Source organism: Faecalibacterium langellae, from assembly GCF_002549775.1.
In the GTDB taxonomy this organism is placed as follows: Bacteria; Bacillota; Clostridia; order Oscillospirales; family Ruminococcaceae; genus Faecalibacterium; species Faecalibacterium langellae.
In genome coordinates this window covers 314,963-333,426 of the sequence record NZ_NMTR01000021.1, presented here as the reverse complement: position 1 = coordinate 333,426, position 18,464 = coordinate 314,963, and the positions used below count along the sequence as shown (strand labels likewise).

General features: G+C 62.3%; 19 protein-coding genes. All 19 read right to left on the bottom strand.

The genetic code is table 11. The features are described from left to right. Positions 1-94 precede the first annotated feature (94 nt). The 19 genes from glmS to CGS49_RS10025 all read right to left on the bottom strand — a co-directional run bounded on the left by glmS (position 95) and on the right by CGS49_RS10025 (position 18,461). The gene (glmS, locus tag CGS49_RS10115) at positions 95-1,915 is read right to left on the bottom strand and encodes a glutamine--fructose-6-phosphate transaminase (isomerizing) (protein WP_179859064.1); all 1,821 of its coding nucleotides are present in this window, start codon (positions 1,913-1,915) and stop codon (positions 95-97) included. 303 nt (positions 1,916-2,218) lie between these two features. Further along, positions 2,219-2,776, bottom strand: a complete 558-nt coding sequence (locus tag CGS49_RS10110; protein WP_097801711.1) for a hypothetical protein — start codon at positions 2,774-2,776, stop codon at positions 2,219-2,221. After that, complete coding sequence (locus CGS49_RS10105) at positions 2,773-3,642, bottom strand: DUF5685 family protein (protein WP_097801710.1); 870 nt, start codon at positions 3,640-3,642, stop codon at positions 2,773-2,775. Before CGS49_RS10105 ends, CGS49_RS10110 begins: the two co-directional genes overlap by 4 nt. A gap of 276 nt (positions 3,643-3,918) precedes the next feature. Further along, positions 3,919-5,127, bottom strand: a complete 1,209-nt coding sequence (locus tag CGS49_RS10100) for a THUMP domain-containing class I SAM-dependent RNA methyltransferase (RefSeq protein WP_097801709.1) — start codon at positions 5,125-5,127, stop codon at positions 3,919-3,921. A gap of 98 nt (positions 5,128-5,225) precedes the next feature. Then, positions 5,226-5,792 carry a S1 RNA-binding domain-containing protein gene (locus tag CGS49_RS10095; protein WP_097801708.1) on the bottom strand — a complete coding sequence of 189 codons (567 nt, stop codon included), beginning with the start codon at positions 5,790-5,792 and terminating at the stop codon, positions 5,226-5,228. Between the two features lie 38 nt (positions 5,793-5,830). Beyond that, on the bottom strand, positions 5,831-6,082 hold the full coding sequence (locus CGS49_RS10090) for a septum formation initiator family protein (protein ID WP_242975436.1): 252 nt from the start codon (positions 6,080-6,082) through the stop codon (positions 5,831-5,833). An 85-nt stretch (positions 6,083-6,167) separates the two neighbouring features. After that, the gene (locus CGS49_RS10085; RefSeq protein WP_097801706.1) at positions 6,168-6,641 is read right to left on the bottom strand and encodes a hypothetical protein; all 474 of its coding nucleotides are present in this window, start codon (positions 6,639-6,641) and stop codon (positions 6,168-6,170) included. Continuing rightward, positions 6,638-6,919: a YabP/YqfC family sporulation protein gene (locus CGS49_RS10080; protein WP_097801705.1), complete on the bottom strand. Its 282-nt coding sequence runs from the start codon at positions 6,917-6,919 to the stop codon at positions 6,638-6,640. The genes CGS49_RS10085 and CGS49_RS10080 overlap by 4 nt, the downstream gene beginning before the upstream one ends. A gap of 54 nt (positions 6,920-6,973) precedes the next feature. Further along, complete coding sequence (locus CGS49_RS10075) at positions 6,974-7,252, bottom strand: RNA-binding S4 domain-containing protein (RefSeq protein ID WP_097801704.1); 279 nt, start codon at positions 7,250-7,252, stop codon at positions 6,974-6,976. 88 nt (positions 7,253-7,340) lie between these two features. Further along, positions 7,341-7,610, bottom strand: coding sequence for an HU family DNA-binding protein (locus tag CGS49_RS10070; protein ID WP_097801703.1), 270 nt, complete (start codon positions 7,608-7,610; stop codon positions 7,341-7,343). A gap of 25 nt (positions 7,611-7,635) precedes the next feature. Further along, a complete protein-coding gene (gene mazG, locus CGS49_RS10065; protein WP_097801702.1) occupies positions 7,636-8,385 on the bottom strand; it encodes a nucleoside triphosphate pyrophosphohydrolase in 750 nt (249 codons plus the stop codon). Positions 8,386-8,556: 171 nt separating this feature from the next. Beyond that, complete coding sequence (locus tag CGS49_RS10060) at positions 8,557-8,979, bottom strand: zinc ribbon domain-containing protein (RefSeq protein ID WP_097801701.1); 423 nt, start codon at positions 8,977-8,979, stop codon at positions 8,557-8,559. Positions 8,980-9,180: 201 nt separating this feature from the next. Further along, complete coding sequence (locus CGS49_RS10055) at positions 9,181-10,119, bottom strand: uridine kinase family protein (protein ID WP_097801700.1); 939 nt, start codon at positions 10,117-10,119, stop codon at positions 9,181-9,183. Beyond that, on the bottom strand, positions 10,085-11,554 hold the full coding sequence (gene hemZ / locus CGS49_RS10050; protein ID WP_097801699.1) for a coproporphyrinogen dehydrogenase HemZ: 1,470 nt from the start codon (positions 11,552-11,554) through the stop codon (positions 10,085-10,087). The genes CGS49_RS10055 and hemZ overlap by 35 nt, the downstream gene beginning before the upstream one ends. 12 nt (positions 11,555-11,566) lie before the next feature. Continuing rightward, entirely contained in the window at positions 11,567-12,184 is a 618-nt protein-coding gene (locus tag CGS49_RS10045) for an MBL fold metallo-hydrolase (RefSeq protein WP_097801698.1), read from the bottom strand. Between the two features lie 5 nt (positions 12,185-12,189). Further along, positions 12,190-12,651, bottom strand: coding sequence for a D-aminoacyl-tRNA deacylase (gene dtd, locus CGS49_RS10040; protein ID WP_097801697.1), 462 nt, complete (start codon positions 12,649-12,651; stop codon positions 12,190-12,192). A gap of 3 nt (positions 12,652-12,654) precedes the next feature. Then, on the bottom strand, positions 12,655-14,994 hold the full coding sequence (locus CGS49_RS10035; protein WP_097801696.1) for a RelA/SpoT family protein: 2,340 nt from the start codon (positions 14,992-14,994) through the stop codon (positions 12,655-12,657). After that, positions 14,995-17,127, bottom strand: coding sequence for a single-stranded-DNA-specific exonuclease RecJ (gene recJ, locus CGS49_RS10030; RefSeq protein WP_097801695.1), 2,133 nt, complete (start codon positions 17,125-17,127; stop codon positions 14,995-14,997). Beyond that, complete coding sequence (locus CGS49_RS10025; protein WP_242975435.1) at positions 17,124-18,461, bottom strand: 5-bromo-4-chloroindolyl phosphate hydrolysis family protein; 1,338 nt, start codon at positions 18,459-18,461, stop codon at positions 17,124-17,126. The genes recJ and CGS49_RS10025 overlap by 4 nt, the downstream gene beginning before the upstream one ends. Positions 18,462-18,464 lie beyond the last annotated feature (3 nt).

The following is an 18,464-nucleotide window of genomic DNA, read 5'->3' as shown; positions in this document are numbered from 1 at the left end:
CCCCTGACATACAAAGAGGACATCTTCTGAACTTCAGAAGATGTCCTCTTTTTGTTTTTCCGTTCTATGCCGCCTGCGGAGCGTTTCAACGGGTTTATTCCACCGTCACGCTCTTTGCCAGGTTGCGGGGTTTATCCACGTCACAGCCGCGCAGAACCGCCATATAGTAGGCAAACAGCTGCAGCGGCACGATGAGCTGCAGCGGCATGAAGATGTCCTCATATTCATCCAGCCGCACCACGGCATCGGCCACGCCTTCCGGCACCACAGCGTCCTTCGTGGTGAACAGCAGCACCCGCGCCCCGCGGCTGCGGGTCTCTTTGGCGTTGGAGATGGTCTTCTCATAGACCTTTTTCTGGGTGGCCAGCGCGATGACCGGCACACCGTCGGTGATCAGGCTGATGGTGCCGTGCTTCAGCTCACCGGCCGCGTAGGCGTCCGAGTGCACATAGCTGATCTCCTTCAGCTTCAGGCTGCCCTCCAGCGAGAGGGCGTAGTCGAACCCGCGCCCGATGAAGAAGCAGCTCTGGGTATTCACATAGCGGCTGGCGAGGTACTTGATCTGTTCGCAGTCTGCCAGGCGGGGCTTGATGACCTCCGGGGCACGCAGCAGCTCGGCGGTGTAGCGGCGGGTATCGGCCTCGCTCAGCTCCCCGCGCGCATAGGCCAGACGCAGTGCAAAGAGGTACAGCACGCACATCTGCACCATATAGGCCTTGGTGGACGCCACAGCGATCTCCGGCCCGGCATAGGTGTACATGACGTAATCTGCCGCCCGGGCAATGGAGCTGCCCACCACATTCACGATGGCCAGCACCGGCACGCCCCGGCTCTTGGCCAGCTTGAGCGCTGCCAGCGTGTCGCTGGTCTCGCCGGACTGGCTGATAATGATGACCAGATCGTTGGGCCGCAGGATGGGGTCGCGGTAGCGGAACTCGCTGGCAATGTCCACCTCGGCGGGCACCCGGGCCAGCGCTTCAATGGCAGTCTTGCCCACCATGCCCGCGTGCATGGCCGTGCCGCAGGCCACCAGATGCACCGTGCCGATGTTCCGCAGCACCTCATCCGTCAGCTCCGGGATGCGCAGCACCGGCAGGCCGTCCTCCACACGGGGGCTGACCGTGGCCGTGATGGCTGCGGGCTGCTCGTTGATCTCCTTGAGCATGAAGTGCGGGTAGCCGCCCTTCTCGGCCGCTTCCATATCCCAGTCGGCGGTCAGCACTTCGCGCTCCACCGGCTCGCCGAACTCATTGTAGAACCGGATGCCTTCTGCGGTGCAGACAGCCATGTCGCCTTCTTCCAGCACGCTGTACTTGCGGGTGTACTTGAGCAGGGCCGGAATATCCGAAGCCACAAAGTTCTCGCCCTCGCCCCAGCCCACGATCAGCGGGCTCTCGCGCTTGACGGCGAACACGGTGTCCGGGTAGTCCCGGAACAGCACGGCCAGCGCATAGCTGCCGCGCACCTTTGCAAGGGCCTGCTGCAGCGCACGCAGCGGGTCGCCGGTGTAGCAGCTGTCGATCAGCTTCACCAGCACTTCGGTGTCGGTCTCGCTCTGGAAGGTGTAGCCTTTTGCGATCAGGCGCTCCTTGAGCAGGCCATAATTTTCAATGATGCCGTTGTGAACGATGCTCACGCGGGGCGTGGAATGCGGGTGGCTGTTCACATCGCTGGGTTCGCCATGGGTGGCCCAGCGGGTGTGGCCGATGCCGCAGAAGCTCTGGGCCAGCTGCTGTGCTGCCAAGCGCTCCCGCAGGGCGGTCAGGCGGCCTTTCGCCTTCACCACTCGGATGCCGCCGTCCAGCGCAAGCGCCACACCGGCGGAGTCATAGCCGCGATATTCCAGTTTTTCCAGGCCATCCAGCAGCACATCCTGTGCGCTGCGCTTCCCGACATAACCAACAATGCCGCACATACAAAACACCTCCATACCGGCCGTGCCCCGCGCCAAAACGCGCAGTGCCCCACGGCCAGCTTCTTGTCATTAGTTTATGTTCTTGTATGGCTTTCTTTGAAGGGATCTGTTGCGGTATCGCTGCCGTTTTTTGCCCTTCTCTGCGGCTGGTCTAGCCCTCAGCCGGAGAAACATCCGCCGAATCTTTCGATGATTCCTCTCCTCGTCACCCTCGCGGCTGTCACCCGCGTGGCCCGGCGCTTTGCGTCACCCGTATTGTCCACATTCCACCTTTCGAGGCCTTATTATAGCACAAAGGCTGGCTCAATGCCAGCCCAATGTTTTATGAAGCTTCGGCTGCCAGACCAGTTTGTACATCAGCAGCATGTTGTGCAGCGCCCGGTCGTAGAGCAGAAAGGCCACGTTGCCCATGGCCAGCGTGGCCAGCGCAGCGGCTGTGGCCGTGGCCCGCAGCTCCTGCGAGATGCTGCCCGCAGGCACCAGCAAAAACACCAGCCCGTACATAGCCAGCACCGCGCCGTTGCACAGCGCCAGCTTTGCCAGCCCCCGCAGCGCGGCCGGGCGGATGCGCTCGAACCACGGCTTTGCCAGCGGGTAATACCCCAGCAGGAACACGAAGATGAGCGCCACTTCCTTATCCGGCACAAAGAGCACCGCCAGCAGGCCCACCGCCGCATAGGCCGTGAGGGCCATGGTACGGCCGCACTCCACGCAGACCGTGGCAATGAGAAAGCCCGCAACGGCGGGCGCGATGAACATGGCAATGGGGATCACAGCGCCCAGCAGCATCAGCGCGACGCACAGCGCCGCCACGATGCCGCAGTAGGCCATGGCCCAGCTTTTTCGTTGTTGCTTTTTCATGGGATCTCCCAGTTTTCCTGCTCGGCACCGGCTTCCAGCGGGTCCACCGCGTGGTGCAGGCCCAGCAGCATGATGTTATCCAGCAGACTGCGGTTGAGCTTGATGTCCAGCATGCTGTACACCCGCATCAGGTCGTTTGCGGCTGCCAGCGCCTGGCGGCGGGCGTTCTCCACGGCGGCGGTCTGGCCCTTCAGGTCGTTGACCACGAACACGTTGTAGCGGCCGCTGCGCTTATCCTTCTCAAACCGCTCGGCCTTGTCCAGCAGATAAAAGATACGTCCGATGCTGCTGCCGATGTAGCGCATGCTCTTGCGCTGGCTGGGGTCGTCGGTGGCAAGGGTGGAGTACAGCGCGCCGTAGATGTTGCTCATGGGCTCGGCGGCCAGGCTGTAGTTCTTGGCGCTAAGGTTCATCTGCACCACAGCCTGCTCCCGCTCCTGGCCGAACAGCCGTTCCAGCGCCGGGTTCTCCTGCACGGTGCGCTCGTAGGCACGGCGCAGCAGCAGCCGGTCCATTGCGCGGCGCAGGCGCTTGAGGGGCCGCAGCTCGTCGTACCTGCGGTCCTGCAGGCTGTGCCACCCCAGCAGCACCTCCACCTGCGCCGCCTGCCGGATGCCCTGGGTCTGGCACATGAGCCTGCGCCAGACCAGCGTGCCGGGCACCCGCTTGCGCTGGCAGGTGGCTGCACGCCCGGCCAGACTGTCCGAAAGGATGGCAAACAGCACCCCGTTGGTGCGCAGCAGGTGGCAGGCGTAAAGGCCGTATTCCTCATAGAGCTGCCGCCGCACGCCCCGCAGATACTGCAGGTAGATGTTGTAATCCCGGATGGTCAGTTCGGGCAGATAGGGCCGCATCCTTCCCTCCATACGCACGATTCCTTTCTGCGGCGCACCGCTGGACGTTTATAATAAGGCTAGTATAATCCATTTTGCCTTCCGGTGCAACCGTCCGGTGTAAAATCCCGATGAATTTGTCTCATCTTTGCCGTTTTGTTTCCCGCACAAGTGCAAAAACTTCCTGTCCATGCGTCCATTTCCCTGTCAGGATGCATTCCTGTTTGTCCTAACTTTTCCCGGTACTTTTCAGGCCGGACGAAAAAAGCCGCACCGGTGCAGCCCGGTGCGGCAGGTAACAATTGTGAATTATTTGTTTTTCTCAAAGCGGTTCGGCGCGGTGCGCTTGCCGTCAAAGCCGGACTTCGGCATGGGCTTTGCGGTGTGCTCGAACTTGGGTGCGCTGTAGTACATGTACAGCTGGCAGGGGATCATGCCGTTGTACATCTTGCGGCGCTTGTTGGCACGCTTGCCGTAGTGGCTCTCAAAATCCATGTCGGCGGTGATGGCATACACGCCCGCGCAGGGATGCGCTTCCATCTGGCGGCCCAGGGTGCGGGCCAGTTTGGCAGCACCCTCGATGGTGCTCATGCGCTCGCCATAGGGCGGGTTGGTCAGCACGATGGCCTCCTGCTTCGCGGCAAAATCGGCCACATCGGCCACTTCAAAGTGGCAGCGCTTTTCCACACCGGCCAGCTTGGCGTTGGCGTTGGCCAGTGCCACGGCGGCAGGGTCGATATCATAGCCGAAGGCTTCAAAGCCCACATCCAGCTTGGACTCAGCCAGGGCCTTCTGGCGCTGCTCCGCCCAGATGGAAGCGGGCACGAAGCCGTAGCGCTCGGCAGCAAAGCGGCGTTTCAGGCCGGGTGCGATGTTCATGGCTTTCTGGGCGGCTTCGATCAGCAAAGTGCCGCTGCCGCAGAAGGGGTCCTCTACCAGACTGTCGCGGCGCACACGACCCAGGTCGGCGATGGTGGCGGCCAGCGTCTCGCGGATGGGTGCCTCCATAGCGTTGCGGCGGTAGCCGCGCTTGTGCAGGCCCTCGCCGGTGGTGTCCAGCATGATCTCGCACTGGTCTTTGCGCAGCATGAAGCGGATCTTGTACTCCGCGCCGGTCTCGGGCAGCACCGAAGTGTGGTGCTTGGCCATCAGGCGCTTGACCACAGCCTTTTTGATGATGCTCTGGCAGGCGGGCACACTGGACAGCTGGCTGTTCAGCGAAGAACCGGTGACCGGGAAGGCCGCGTCGGCGGGCAGCAGTTCTTCCCAGGGGATATCGTAGACGCCGTCAAACAGGTCGTCGAAGGTGGCGGCCTTGTAGCGGGCCAGCAGCAGCATGACGCGCTCGACGGTGCGCAGGTTGAGGTTGGCCGCCGCGATCATCTCGGCACCGCCGGCAAAGCTCAGGCGGCCGTCATCCACCCGGATGTTCTCGGCACCGATGCGGGTCAGCTCGAATTTTGCAGTGGACTCGCACCCGAAGAAGCAGGGCGCGATCAGTTCAAATTTTGCAGGCATTGCAGTTCCTTTCTTGTTTTGTCCTGGCGAAAAAACAGACCTGCCCGATCAAAGACAGGTCTGTTCTGTTATTCAGATCGGGTGCGCGCTGGCGAAGCTCAACGGCGGCCGCCGCGTCCGCGGGGTGCATAACCGCCGCCGCGGCGGTTGTTGGTCTCGTGGTCGAGATCGGCCATTTTTTCCTCGCTCTGGCTCTTGAAGCGGCTCATCATGTCCTCAAAGCTCATGTTGTCGGACCGGACGGGAGCCTTGGGCTGCCACACACGGGGTGCACTGTCGCGCGGGGGGCGTCCGCCTTCCCGCGGGGGACGGCCGCTGCCGCCGCGTCCGGCACCAAAGTGACCACCCTCGCGGGGGCCGCCCTGACGCGGGCCGCCGGGGCGGGGGCCGCCTGCCGGGCCGCGGCCTTCCCGTGCGGGGCGCGGGGGCGGCGGCAGCAGACGCTTCATGGAAAGCGCGATCTTGCCGTCCGGTGCAATGTTGATGACCTGCACCTTGACGATATCGCCATCATGCAGAACCGCTGCAATGTCCTGCACGAACTCGTTGGATACTTCGGAAATATGGACCATGCCCACGCGGCCCTCCGGCAGCGCCACAAATGCGCCGAACGGTTTCACACCGGTAACGCGGCCTTCAAATACGTTCCCTACCTCAATTGCCAAAACTCAATACTCCTTGTTTTCGAAATAATGCTTGCCGCTCAGTTGCCGGTCACATCCACAAAGATGCGCTCATTGGGCGCGGCATAGTTGTAAGAATCCCGCGCGACCCACTCGGTGATCTGGTCTGCGTTGCCGCTGAGGATGCGCTGCATCTCCTCGTTCTCGGTCTTCTGCTGGGCGATCTGCTCGTTCAGCGTGTCCAGCTCTGCACGTTTGGAGCTGATGGTGACCTGGTTGGAGATATAAGCGGCCAGCATGCTCAGCAGCAGCAATACAAAAAACAAGCGCACAAACGTTCTCCAGACCACGTTCTTCTTGCGTTTTCTGCGGTCTCGCGCTGCCATCGTACTCTCTGCCCCCATTGCATTTTGACTCTTACTTTGATACGTTTGAATTATACAACATACGCTGCCGGTTTGGCAAGTTCTTTTTGGGATTTTTTGCGGTTCTTTTTGCGTTCCGGCGTCGTTTGCGGGCCTGTCTGTTTTCTTTGTGGCGGTCAAGGGCGGGCCGCAGCAGCCGCACCCGGACAAAATGCCCCGGCCAGCGCGCGGCGTGCCGCACCGCCCGGCCCACGGCCCGCAGCGGCACCCCCAGCACAAAGGCGGCAGCGCCTGCGCCCGCAAAGGCGGCGGCTGCCATGTACCAGCGCAGCACCCCGGCATAGCTTTCCCCGGCCGCATAGCTCTGCACGGCGGTGAGCACCGCGCCCACCCACAGCACATCCGGCAGGATGGCGGCGCGGCTTTTCACCGGGAAAAACGCCCGCACCGCGCCGGTGCACCCGCCCAGCACCGCGCAGGCCGCGATCTCCTGCCCCAGCGCCGGGGGCGGCAGCACCGGGATCATCGCAGCAGCCGATGCCAGAAGCCACCCGCCGGGGCACCGGACGTATACTCCAGCCCGTCGATGCGGCCGGTGAACTTTGCCTGCCCGGCTTCCAGATCCAGCTCGGTCATGTTCAGCTGCGCGCCGGCAAGGTGCAGCGTGCCCTTGCCCGTCTCGATGGCGGCACTTTCGGCGCTGCAGTGCAGCACCTTCTGCACGCCGGTGATGGTCAGGCGGGTGCGGCTCTCCAAAATCAGGTCGTGGGGCGCGGCGGGGGCGTTCGTTGTTTTTTCCGGCATAGGCGCAGCTCCTTTGGGGTGGTTTGCTGCATCCTATGCAGAACCGGACCGGATTTATTCCCGGGGCGGGTTTTCCGCCAGCACGGCGGGCTGCTCCATGATCTCGTACATCTCGCGGGCCACATCCTTCGTGCGGGGCTCCACGTCCGAGAGCACCCGCACCTTGATGGGCCGGTTGCCGAAGGTCACCTCGATGATGTCCCCGGCCTTGACGGCCTGACTGGCCTTGGCGGTCTTGCCGTTGATGAGGATGCGGCCTGCATCGGCCACCTCGTTGGCGACGGTGCGGCGCTTGATCAGGCGCGACACCTTCAGATATTTATCCAGACGCATCGTCTTTTTTCCTTTCTTTCCAAGAAAATGTCTCACAAAAAATGCCGCCGCACCCTCTTGCAGGCAGCGGCGGCAAAATGAGTACAGCTTACAGAGTGTCCTTCAGGGACTTGCCGGGCTTGAACACGATGCTGCGGGAAGCAGCGATGGTGATGGGCTCACGGGTGCGAGGGTTGATGCCCTGGCGCTCGGCGCGCTCGCGGACCTCGAAGGTGCCGAAGCCGGAGATGGTGATCTTCTCGCCATCGGCCATGGCCTTGCCCAGTGCCTCGAACATTGCGCCCACGGCACGCTCGGCGTCCTTCTTGCTCATTTCGGTGTTTGCAGCAACCTGCGCGATCAGATCAGTTTTCGTCATAAGAATACCCTCCAGATTTTTTGATTCAATTTTCTCTCACAGTTTGTTTCTCTATCGGAGCAGGTCCCTGGACCTGAGTACCGCTTTGGGTCTTCTGTTCGGCGCAGAAACGCTTGGAAGCAAAGGTCAGTGCTTCTTCTGCGTCCACACCGGCCAGGCGCATGGCATCCGCCGCCGCAAACAGCAGCCGGCCTGCCGCCTCGGCGCTGGACGTTTCGTTCCAGTGCGCCACTGCCGTCTGCAAAGCCTGCTGTGCCTCGGCCTTATCCGGCCGGGCACCGCCGCTGCGGGCTGCACGCTTCTGCAGCTTCTGGGCGCGCATCAAAGCAGGCAGGGTGGCGGGCACTGTGTCCAGCTCGTCGGCCAGAGTGGTGCGGCCCTTTTCCTTATTTTTGAGCGCATCCCAGCCGTTTATACCGGCATTTTCCGCCGCAGAGGAGGCAAAGATGTTCGGGTGGCGGAACACCAGCTTTTCACACACGGCGCGGCACACGTCCTCAAAGGTGAAGCGGCCGCGTTCTTCCTCCATGACGGCATGGAATGCCACCTGCATCAGCACATCGCCCAGTTCTTCCCGCATCATGTCCGGGTCGTCGGCGTCGATGGCTTCCAGCACTTCGCAGGTCTCCTCCAGAAAGTTTTTGCGGATGGAAGCGTGGGTCTGTACCTTGTCCCAGGGGCAGCCGTTTTCCGGGTCCCGCAGGATGCGGAGCACTTCCACCAGCTGCTCAGCCGTATAAGGCGGCTGCGGTTCCCAGTCCAGCACAGACTTCATCTCCCTTGCAAAAGATACTGTAAATTGTACCGCACCTTCTGCGGATTTGCAAGCAAAAGCCGCAATTTTCCCGCATTTTTCAAGGTTTTCTGCGCTTTCCACAAAAACAGGACGGCATCCTTTGGCGGGACGCCGCCCTGCTGCGGGCATTTGCTTCGTGCCGGCTGCTGCTTACAGCTGCGCGCCGCACTTGTTGCAGAACAGCGCATCGTCCGAGACGGGCGCACCGCACTGCGGGCAGCTCTTGTGTGCCTCGGCGGCAGGGGCCTCCGGCTCCTCGGCGGGCACATCCTCGTGGACGACATAGTCCACCTCAGCAGCTTCGGCCGGGGTCAGGCTTGCCTTCAGGCGGGCGATCTCCTGCTCGATGCTGTCGATCATTTCGATGTATTTATCCACCAGCGGCTGGTTTTCTTCCTTGCCCTTGGCCAGGCTGTACACCAGTGCGCCCAGCTGACGCTGTGCCTTGAGCAGCTTGCCCTGTTCGCTGACGATCAGCGCCTGGGTCTTGCCCTTCTCCGCCAGATCCAGCGCAGCGTTCTTGCCCTTTTCGGCGTATTCCAGACCCATTTCCTTGATCTTGTTGAAATCCATAAAAGACACCTCTCTTATTGCGATCTTCGCAGGCCGCGCTTTGCAAAGCAGCACGCCTGCGGTGTGCTCCTTACGAGTGTTCCGTGGATGCTGTTTTCATTATAGCGCACAGGGCGCAGCTTTGCAACGAACGGGCCGCACTTTTTACAGATTCGTGCCCATTTGGAAACAGATTTTTCGCATTTTTCACACGTTGGCCGGTCACTTCACCGCGCCGCCGTAGAATTCCCGCAGCATACTGTCTTCCGGCAGCAGAGCCAGCTCCAGCGGCATCACATGCTCAAAGCGGCGGGCCGTCTCGTCCCACAGCTCAGCATTGTGGCCTTCCAGTGTGAACTGCTGGCGCACCTGGCCCAGCAGCTTTGCGATGAGGCCCAGCTCATAGGTGAAGGAAGTGTCCAGCAAAAAATCCGCCGTGGTCTTGAAGCCCTTGATATACCGCGTCTCGCCGTCCAGCACACGCTCCCACATGGCCAGGGTCTTTTCCGGGCTGCGGCCGCGGGTGGCGGCGTCGCGCAGGGTGCGGCGGCACAGGCGGATGTCCTGGGTGTTGATGACCCGGCGGCCGTCGATGCAGTATTCCTCCCGCAGGCCCGCGTACACCCGGTAGATGTCGTCGCCCTTCACAAGGCCGGTCAAATCGGGGTTCAGCGCGTGGATGCCCTCCACGATGCACACACCGCCCTGCAGGTCCACCGGCTCCACCTCGGCCGAGCGCTTCTCGGCGGCGAAATCGTAGATTGGCAGCACGGTCTTGCCGGTCTCGCTGAGCTCCTTCAGGCACTGCTTGATGAGGGGCAGGTCCAGCGTGTCGGGGTTTTCGTAGTCCAGCGTGCCGTCCGGCAGGCGGGGGTAGAACTCTGCGCCCTTGAAAAAATTGTCCAGACTGATGACGTGGGCCGGGGTGCCGCGCTTTTCCAATGCTTTGGCGATGCAGTGGGCGCTGGTGGTCTTGCCGCTGGCCGATGGGCCGGTGAGCATGACGATCTTCGCGCCGGAAAGCTGGATCTTCTGGGCGGCATAATCCACCCGCTGGGCATAGCTGCGCTCGCTCAGGTCTGCCAGCGCCTGGGGGCTTCTGGCCGCCACATTGTAAAGGTCGATCTCAACCAATCGTTTCGGGACCCAGATCGTGATCATAAAAATCAGCCACTCCTTTTTTCCGTTCCAGCACCTCCGCAAACCGCTGGATATACTCGTTCGGATACTTGAAATTGAAGATGCGCTGCATCCGCCTGCCGCCGTCGGCCACCAGCTTGGTGCTGCCGCCCGCGCCTGCGGACAGGATGGTTTGGACTTCCTCCATAATATAGATGTTGTAATATCCCTCGTGGCCCGGCTTGCACCAGCCCACGTTTTCCAGGTTCTGCAGGGTGTTCTTCTGGCGGTAGAGGTAATAGGGCCGGTAGCCCGCTTCGGCCAGTAGATGGCACTTTTCCAGCATGGCGGCGACATCGGCGTAGTCGTTCTCCTTCTGGTCCTCAATGACGATGCGGGAAGCCCGCTTGAGGGTCAAGGTGTGGACGGTGATGTTTTCCGGGTCAAGGGCGATGGCCTGCCGCAGGCTGCGCTCGAAGCTCTCCACCGTGTCACCGGGCAGGCCCGCGATGAGGTCCATGTTGATGTCGTCGTGGCCGGCCTTGCGGGCCTCGGCATAGCAGTCCAGAATGTCCTGCGCCGAGTGCTTGCGGCCAATACCGGCCAATACTTCATCCGAGAAGGTCTGGGGGTTGATGGAGATGCGGGTGGCGCCGTATTCCTTGATGACCGCCAGCTTTTCGGCGTCGGTGCAGTCCGGGCGGCCTGCTTCCACCGTATATTCTACGACCTTGGAAAGGTCAAAATTCGCCCGGACGGTGCCCATCAGCTGGCGCAGCTGGTCTGCTGAAAGGCTGGTGGGCGTGCCGCCGCCGATGTAGATGCTGCAAAGGGAAAGCCCTGCCTTTTCGGCCTGGATTCGAATTTCCTCCACTTCCCGGCACAGGCAGTCCACATAGGGCTGCACCATCTTGCGGTCGCGGTCCAGGTTGCAGTTGACGAAGCTGCAGTAGCTGCACCGGGACGGGCAGAACGGGATGCCGATGTACAGGCTGTAGGTCTTCGGCTCGCTGCCCACTTTCAAAATAGGCTCCTGCAGGTCGGCAATGGCCTTGGCCATCTGGTATTTCTGCTGGGAGCAATCGAAGCGGTCGAGGAAAAAGCGGTCGATCTCCGCTTCGGTCCAGCCTGCGGCACGTTTGTCGTGGATGAGCCGCACCGGGCGCACGCCGGTCATCTTGCCCCAGGGCGGGCGGATGCCGGTCCACTGGCGCAACAGGTCGTAGGTCAGGCTGGCAAGAGAAAATTCCGGCGTTTCGCCGCCCTGCTCCACAGGCGCAGGCAGCGGAGCATACTTTTCGGCGCTCTTGCCGCCCTGCCGCACCAGTGCGTGCAGGCCGTCCGGCGTTTTTTCGGCCCAGACGCAGTCTTCGGTGTCTTCCGGCGGGGTAAGGGTGAGCGGTGCCATGGGGTAAAACAGGCGCACCAGATGCTCCACCTCGTAGCCGGAAGGCAGGCCGGTAATATAAATCTTCATGTTGTTCACTCTTTAAAATAAATCATTGTTGCCGCGCACAGCGCTGCGGATGAAGTAATTGTTGTCCAGCTCGTCGCCAAAGGTGGAAAACTCGCCGTGGCCGGGCAGCACCTGCGTCTCGCGCGGGATGGGCAGCTTTGCCAGCTTGCGCAGGCTTTCGGCCATCTGGGCACTGCTGCCGCCCTCGAGGTCGGTGCGGCCAATGCTGCCCGCGAACAGGGTGTCGCCGCAGAACAGATATTCCCCGCACAGCAGCACCACGCTGCCGGGCGTGTGGCCGGGCGTGTGCCAGACCGTGAAGGTCAGCTCATCCACCGCGATGCTCTCCCCTTCCGCATAGCCACAGTCGGCAGCGGAAAGCGGATACATGCGGTCACCTGCCAGATCGGCCTTTTCGCAGTAGAGCTTCGCGTTCCACTCGGCCTGCAGGGCTTTGGCACTGCCCACGTGGTCGTAGTGGCCGTGGGTGCACAGGATGGCGGTGAGGGGCACATGGTGCTCCTTCAAAATTTTATCATAGGTCTGCGCATCTGCCGCCGGGTCGATGACCACAGCATGGCCTGCATCCGAGATGAGCAGAAAGGTGTTGGTGTACAGCGGTGCCGCGCCCGGGATATGAAAAGCCTGCATGGAACTCACTCCTTTTTCTTCCACTCGTCGGTGTCGATGATGATGGTGCAGGGGCCTTCGTTCACCAGCGACACCTGCATGTCTGCGCCGAACTCACCGTGCTGCACGTCTTTGAGGCCCTGCCGGTTCATCTCGGCAAGGAACAGCTCGTAGGCGTCTACGGAGAGCGGCGGCTTGGCGGCCTTGATGAAGCTGGGCCGGTAGCCCTTTTTCGTGTCACCGTACAGGGTGAACTGGCTCACCACCAGCGCCGAATAACCCAGGTCGCGGGCGCTGAGGTTCAGCTTGCCCTCGCTGTCCGGGAAAATGCGCAGGCCCGCACATTTGTCGGCAAGCTTCGGCACGATGTCCAGACTGTCGGTGTCCCTGACGCCCAGTAAAATCATCAGCCCCGGGCCGATGGCGCGGGGTTCGCCGCCTTCCACCCGCACACTGGCCGAAGAAACGGCCTGAATGACTGCACGCATATATTAGCTCCTTGTCACCTTGAGCACATCCTTCACCTTGGAAAGTCTTGCGACCACCCGGTTGAGGTGCTCGGTATTGTTGATGCCGATGGTCAGGCTGACCATGGCGCAGCCGTTCTCCACCTGACGGGCGTTCACGGCATAGATGGGCACACGGATATCTGCCAGTGCCGCCAGAACGTCCTGCAGCAGCTCGTTGCGGTTCAGGGCGATGATCTCAAGGCCTGCCTTGTAGCTGTCCTTGACGCTGTCGGCCCAGTAGGCCTTGACCCAGCGGGGGGCATTGGTGGGGTCCTTCATGCTGGAGATGGCGTTCACGCAGCTCTGCTTGTGGATGGACACGCCGAAGCCCCGGGTGATGAAGCCCACGATGGGGTCTCCGGGCAGCGGGCTGCAGCACTTGGCAAACTTGATGGGGGTGTTGTCGAAGCCTTCCACCACCACGCCGTCGGTGGCGTGCACCCGGCTCAGGTCCACCTTGGGCAGGTCGTCTTCGGTCTTGTCCTCGGCAGCCTTCAGCTTCTGCCACTCCTCCTTGAGCTTGGGCAGGCAGTTGGCGATGGTCATGCCGCCGTAGCCGATGGCGGCATACAGTTCTTCGGCGTTGTTCTGGCGCAGACGGCGGCAGCAGCTGTTGATGAAATCATCCAGCTGGTCGTCCGGAACGAGGATCATCTCCCGCCGCAGCTCACGCGCCAACGCGTCACGTCCCTGCGTGATATTTTCCTCGCGGCGCATCTTCTTGAACCAGTTGCGAATTTTGCTCTTGGCCTCGCTGGTGCGCACGATCTTTAGCCAGTCGCGGCTGGGGCCCTTGTCCGCCGGGCCGAGGATGACCTCGATGATCTCGCCGGTGGAGACCACATGGTCGATGGGCACCATGCGGTTGTTCACCTTGCAGCCCACCATGCGGTTGCCCACCGCCGAATGGATGGCGTAGGCAAAGTCGATGCAGGTGGCACCGGTGGGCAGGTTGATGACGTCGCCCTTGGGGGTGAAGGCGAACACTTCCTCGGGCAGCAGGTCGCTCTTGAGGTCGTGCAGAAGGTTGCCGGAATCCTCGCTGACGCGCTGATTTTCCAGCAGCTGGCTCACCCAAGCCAGACGCTCGTCCAGCTTGTCGTGGCCGTCCAGACCCTCCTTGTACTTCCAGTGGGCGGCCACGCCGTACTCGGCCATCTCGTCCATTTTGCGGGTGCGGATCTGCACCTCGAAGGGGATGCCCTCGTGGCCGATGACCGTGGTGTGCAGGCTCTGGTAGCCGTTGGGCTTGGGGGTGGAGATATAATCCTTGAAGCGGTTGGGCAGCGGATGGTACATATCATGGATGAGGCCCAGGGTGCTGTAGCACTCAGCCAGCGTATCCAGAATGACGCGCACCGCATAGATATCATAAATTTCATCGAAGGACTTGTTCTGCATGATGGTCTTGCGGTAGATGCCGTAGATGCTCTTGACCCGGCGCTTGATGGTGGCGCCTTCGATGCCGCTTTCCACCAGACGCTGCTCGATGACACCGGAGACCTTGGTCAAAAACTCCTCGCCCGCACGCTCGCTGAGCATCCGGCTGATCTCCTCGTAGCCCACGGGGTCGAGGTAATGCAGGCTGCGGTCTTCCAGTTCTTCCTTCACGTTCAAAATGCCCAGGCGGTTGGCGATGGGTGCATACACTTCCATCGTCTCGCGGGCCTTGTCGCGGCGCTTCTGCTCCGGCCAGGCATCGCCGGTGCGCATATTGTGCAGCCGGTCGCACAGCTTGATGATCATCACGCGCACATCGCGGCTCATGGCCAGCAGCATCTTGCGCAGGTTTTCGGCCTGCAGTTCTTCGATGTTGGAGAATTCGATCTTGGTCAGCTTGGTCACACCGTCCACCAGCAGGGCCACTTCCTCGCCAAATGCGGCGGTCAGGTCGGCCAGGGTGGTGGGGGTGTCCTCCACCACGTCATGCAGCAGGGCGGCGGCGATGCTCTCGGTGTCCATGCCGAGGTCCAGCACCAGCCGTGCCACGGCCAGCGGGTGGCAGATATAAGGCTCGCCGCTGCGGCGGCACACGCCCTTGTGGGCGTCGTTGGCAAGGTTGTAGGCCTTTTCGATCATCTCCATATTGTAGGAGCGGCCGCTGGCCTTGATGGCCTCGCACAGCTTGTCCCAGGTGACGATCTCGGGCCGCACCTCAGAAGGCAGTGCGCCCTCCGGGGCATCGGCCAGCTGGGCTGTGGCCGAGACGGTGGCCGTCTCCTGCACCGGCACAGGCTGGTGCAGATGGGTCTTCGCCGAGTAGGAGTCCTCGTCCCGCACCGGGACGGGGGCCGGGACTGCGTTTTTCTTTCCCTCTGGCATTTACATTCCCTCCAAACATTTCAGGATCGGGGCATCGGCAAGGTTTTTCTTGCCCTGTGCGGGCACAAGCTCCAGATACTTTGCCCCGCCCTTTTCCACTGTGGCAATGAGGCCCACCTGTTCCAGGGCCGTGACCGCCACCAGCGTTTTGCCTGTATTTTCTTCGCCCAGCTTCGCGCACAGCGGCTGCAGGTCTTCTGCGTGCCAGCGGCGGGCCTGCAGCTCACGGTACACCGTGATAATGTGGCTGCGATCAGGCGTGATCAGCGTTTTCTGTTCAGCCGTCAGGGGCGTGCCGCGGCGCAGGGCGGCCACAAGGGCTGCCTGTTCGGACAGTTTGGTGCCAAGGCCCGCCGGGTGCAGGTCCAAAATGCGTCCGGAAAGCTGTGCGCCCCGGGCCGACTCGTAGACCGAGAGGTTCAGCGCGGCATCCACCACGTCGCCCATGGTGTAGGGCAGCTGTTCCGGCGGCATACCGAACCAGACCGCATATACGCTGGCATTGCCCTGCCGCAGGCGCAGGCGGCTGTGCCTGCCCTCGGACACCGGATAGACTCCATCCACCACGGCGCTCTGCAGCAGGAACACCGGCGTCGGGTTCTCGGCCCCGAAGGGGGCCAGCGCGTCGATGCGGCGCACGCTGTCCACCGTGACCCGGTCCAGATGGATGGGCAGGTCGCATTCCAGCGGGGCGGTGTGCAGCACCGGGCATTCCCGGGCGGCCCACTCGTTCAGGCGGCGGCGCAGCTCGGGCAGATTTTCTTCCCGCACCGAAAGGCCCGCTGCCATGGCGTGGCCGCCATAGCGGATGAGCAGGTCGGCGCAGGAGCCGATGCAGGCGTGCAGGTTGAAGCCCGGCACGCTGCGGCCGCTGCCCTTGCACTCGCCATGCTCGTCCACTGTGACCACGATCACCGGGCGACCGGTGCGCTCCACAAGGCGGGACGCCACGATGCCGATGACGCCGGGGTGCCAGTCGCGGCCCCACAGCAGCATCACCCGGTCTTCCAGCCGTTCGGGCTGTTGTTCCAGCAGCACCTGCGCGGCCTTGAAGATCTCCAGTTCCGTTTCCTGCCGCTTGACGTTGATCTCGTTCAGCTTGTGGGCCAGTTCTTCGGCCCGGTCCGGGTCCTCGCACAGCACCAGCTGCAGGGCCGTGACAGCGCTGTCCATGCGGCCCGCCGCATTGATGCGGGGCGCGATGGCATAGCTGATGTTCTCGGCCGTGATGGGGCGGCCCGCAAGGCCCACTTCTTCCAGCAGGGCTTCCAGGCCCGGGCGGTCGGTGTTCTGCAGCTGGCGCAGGCCGGATTTTACCAGCGTGCGGTTCTCGCCGGTCAGCGGCATCACGTCGGCCACAGTGCCCACGGCGGCAAGGTCGCCGCAATAATCCAGCATTTCTTCCGGCGGGCAGCCGTCCAGTGCGGCGCACAGCTTAAAAGCCACACCCGCGCCGCACAGGCCCTTGAAGGGGCTGGTGTCGTCCAGCCGGCGGGGGTCCACCACAGCAACGGCTTTGGGCAGCGTTTCCGGCGGCAGATGGTGGTCGGTGATGATGAGGTCGATGCCCAGTTCTGCGGCAAACTCCGCTTCTTCCACAGCAGAGATGCCGTTGTCCACGGTCACGATGAGCTGATAGCCCTTGTCGTGGATGGACTGGATGGCGTTGCGGGAAAGGCCGTAGCCGTCGCCCTCGCGGCTGGGCAGCATGCATTTCACCGTGGCCCCCATACCCTTGAGGTGCTGGTAGAGCAGGGCCGTGGCGGTCACGCCGTCCACGTCGTAATCGCCAAAGACCACGATGGTCTCGCCGTTATCAATGGCCTGCCAGATGCGCTCGCAGGCTTTTTGCATATCCGTCAGCAAAAACGGGTCGCTGAGATCTTCCTCCCCGGCCAGCAGGGTGAGGGCTTCGGCAGGGTCGGTGATGCCCCGGGCGGTCAGGATGCCCGCCAGCAGGGCGTTCTCCTTCTGCTGGGCGGAAAGCACGCTGCTGTATTTTGCGTCAGACCAGGGTTCTTCTTCCATAGCCTGCTGTTCCAGTTCTTCCACGGCCTGCTCGGCGATGGCCTGCGTCAGCTCCTTCAGGGCCGCGCGGTCCAGCGGCTTGAGCTCCCATGCACGGTAGGTCATTGAAAGTCCCCTCCCGTCAGGCCGTCGTTGGCCAGCATCCCCTGCAGCGCCGCGATCTCCGAGGAGACATCCATGGCCATATCCGAGAGCAGTGTGTTGTAAAGGGTGTCATACGCCTGGTTGAGGGTGTGCAGGATGCCCGCGATATCCCGGCGGATGGTCTCGGCATTCTCGCCCTTCTGACCCTGCACATCGTTGTAGGTGTGCAGCAGCTTGAGGGTGGTGGGGATATAATATTCCGCAAAGCGGCGGGCCTTGGGCAGGCTCTCCGGGTGGGCTTCCAGCCAGTCGCAGATGGCGGTGGTGGTCTTCTGCATATGCTCCAGTTCTTCGCGGCCCTGGGCATCCTGCATGACCTGCTTTTCCTGCGCCAGCACGGCGGCAAAGCGGCGGGCGGTTTCCAGATTCAGCGGTGTTTCGTCCGCTTCCGGCTTTTCCGGCTGCGGCTCTGCCTTGGGTGCGGCAGCAGCTTCCTGCGCGGCGCGGTAATCTTCGGCCGTCAGGTAAAGCTTCTGGGTCTTTTCGTCCAGCCAGGCGCGCAGCCAGCCCTTGCGGATATACTTTTGCAGCTGTTTCAGCGTTTTTTTCTTTTTCTGATGGGCAAGATCGGCCAGCATCTGCACCGAAAGGCCCTGTTTGTAGTCCATGCCTTCGGCCATGTCGGCATACAGGTCCATATTCTTGCCTGCCTTCATGCGGCTGGCCCCGGCGGCGATCATCCAGCAGAAGCCGAGAGCCACAACGGTAAACACATTGCCGCAGATCTCCAGCGCGGTCATGCCCGCACTGCTAAGCAGCCCGCTGCCCAGCGCATAGACCACGCCGTCTCCCACAGCCGCTGCCAGCGGCGTTGCCGCCTCCGCCACCGCCAGGCAGCTGATGCCGGCAGTGCCGAAGATGACCGCAAAGGTGATGCCGGTGGCCAGCAGCGCAATGCCCGTACCTCTGTACTTTTTTGCGCTGCTGCGGACGTTTTCCACCGGGGTCGGCTCCGGGAAGCCGAACATCTGGCGCGCCCACTGGGGCATGCCGGTGCTGCCTGCCGCAGCAGTGCCGTCCGCCGCATTCCGGCGGGCCTCCTGCTGGTTTTTATAGTAGGCGTCGCGGCCGCTGCGGAAAGCCTTGGCTGCTTCGCCGATGCCATAATTGGCCGCGTGCACCGCTGCCTTGCCCACACCGTAGGCCCGGTCGCCAATGTCCATGCCGCGGCCCTCAAAGCCGTGGGCAAAAGCGTCCGATACGGTGTCGCCAAAGGCGCGCAGCTGGCTTTCCAGCTCCTGCTGCACCCGGCGGCCCTCGTTTTCCTGCATTGTATCGTTTTCACGATCGTTCATCAA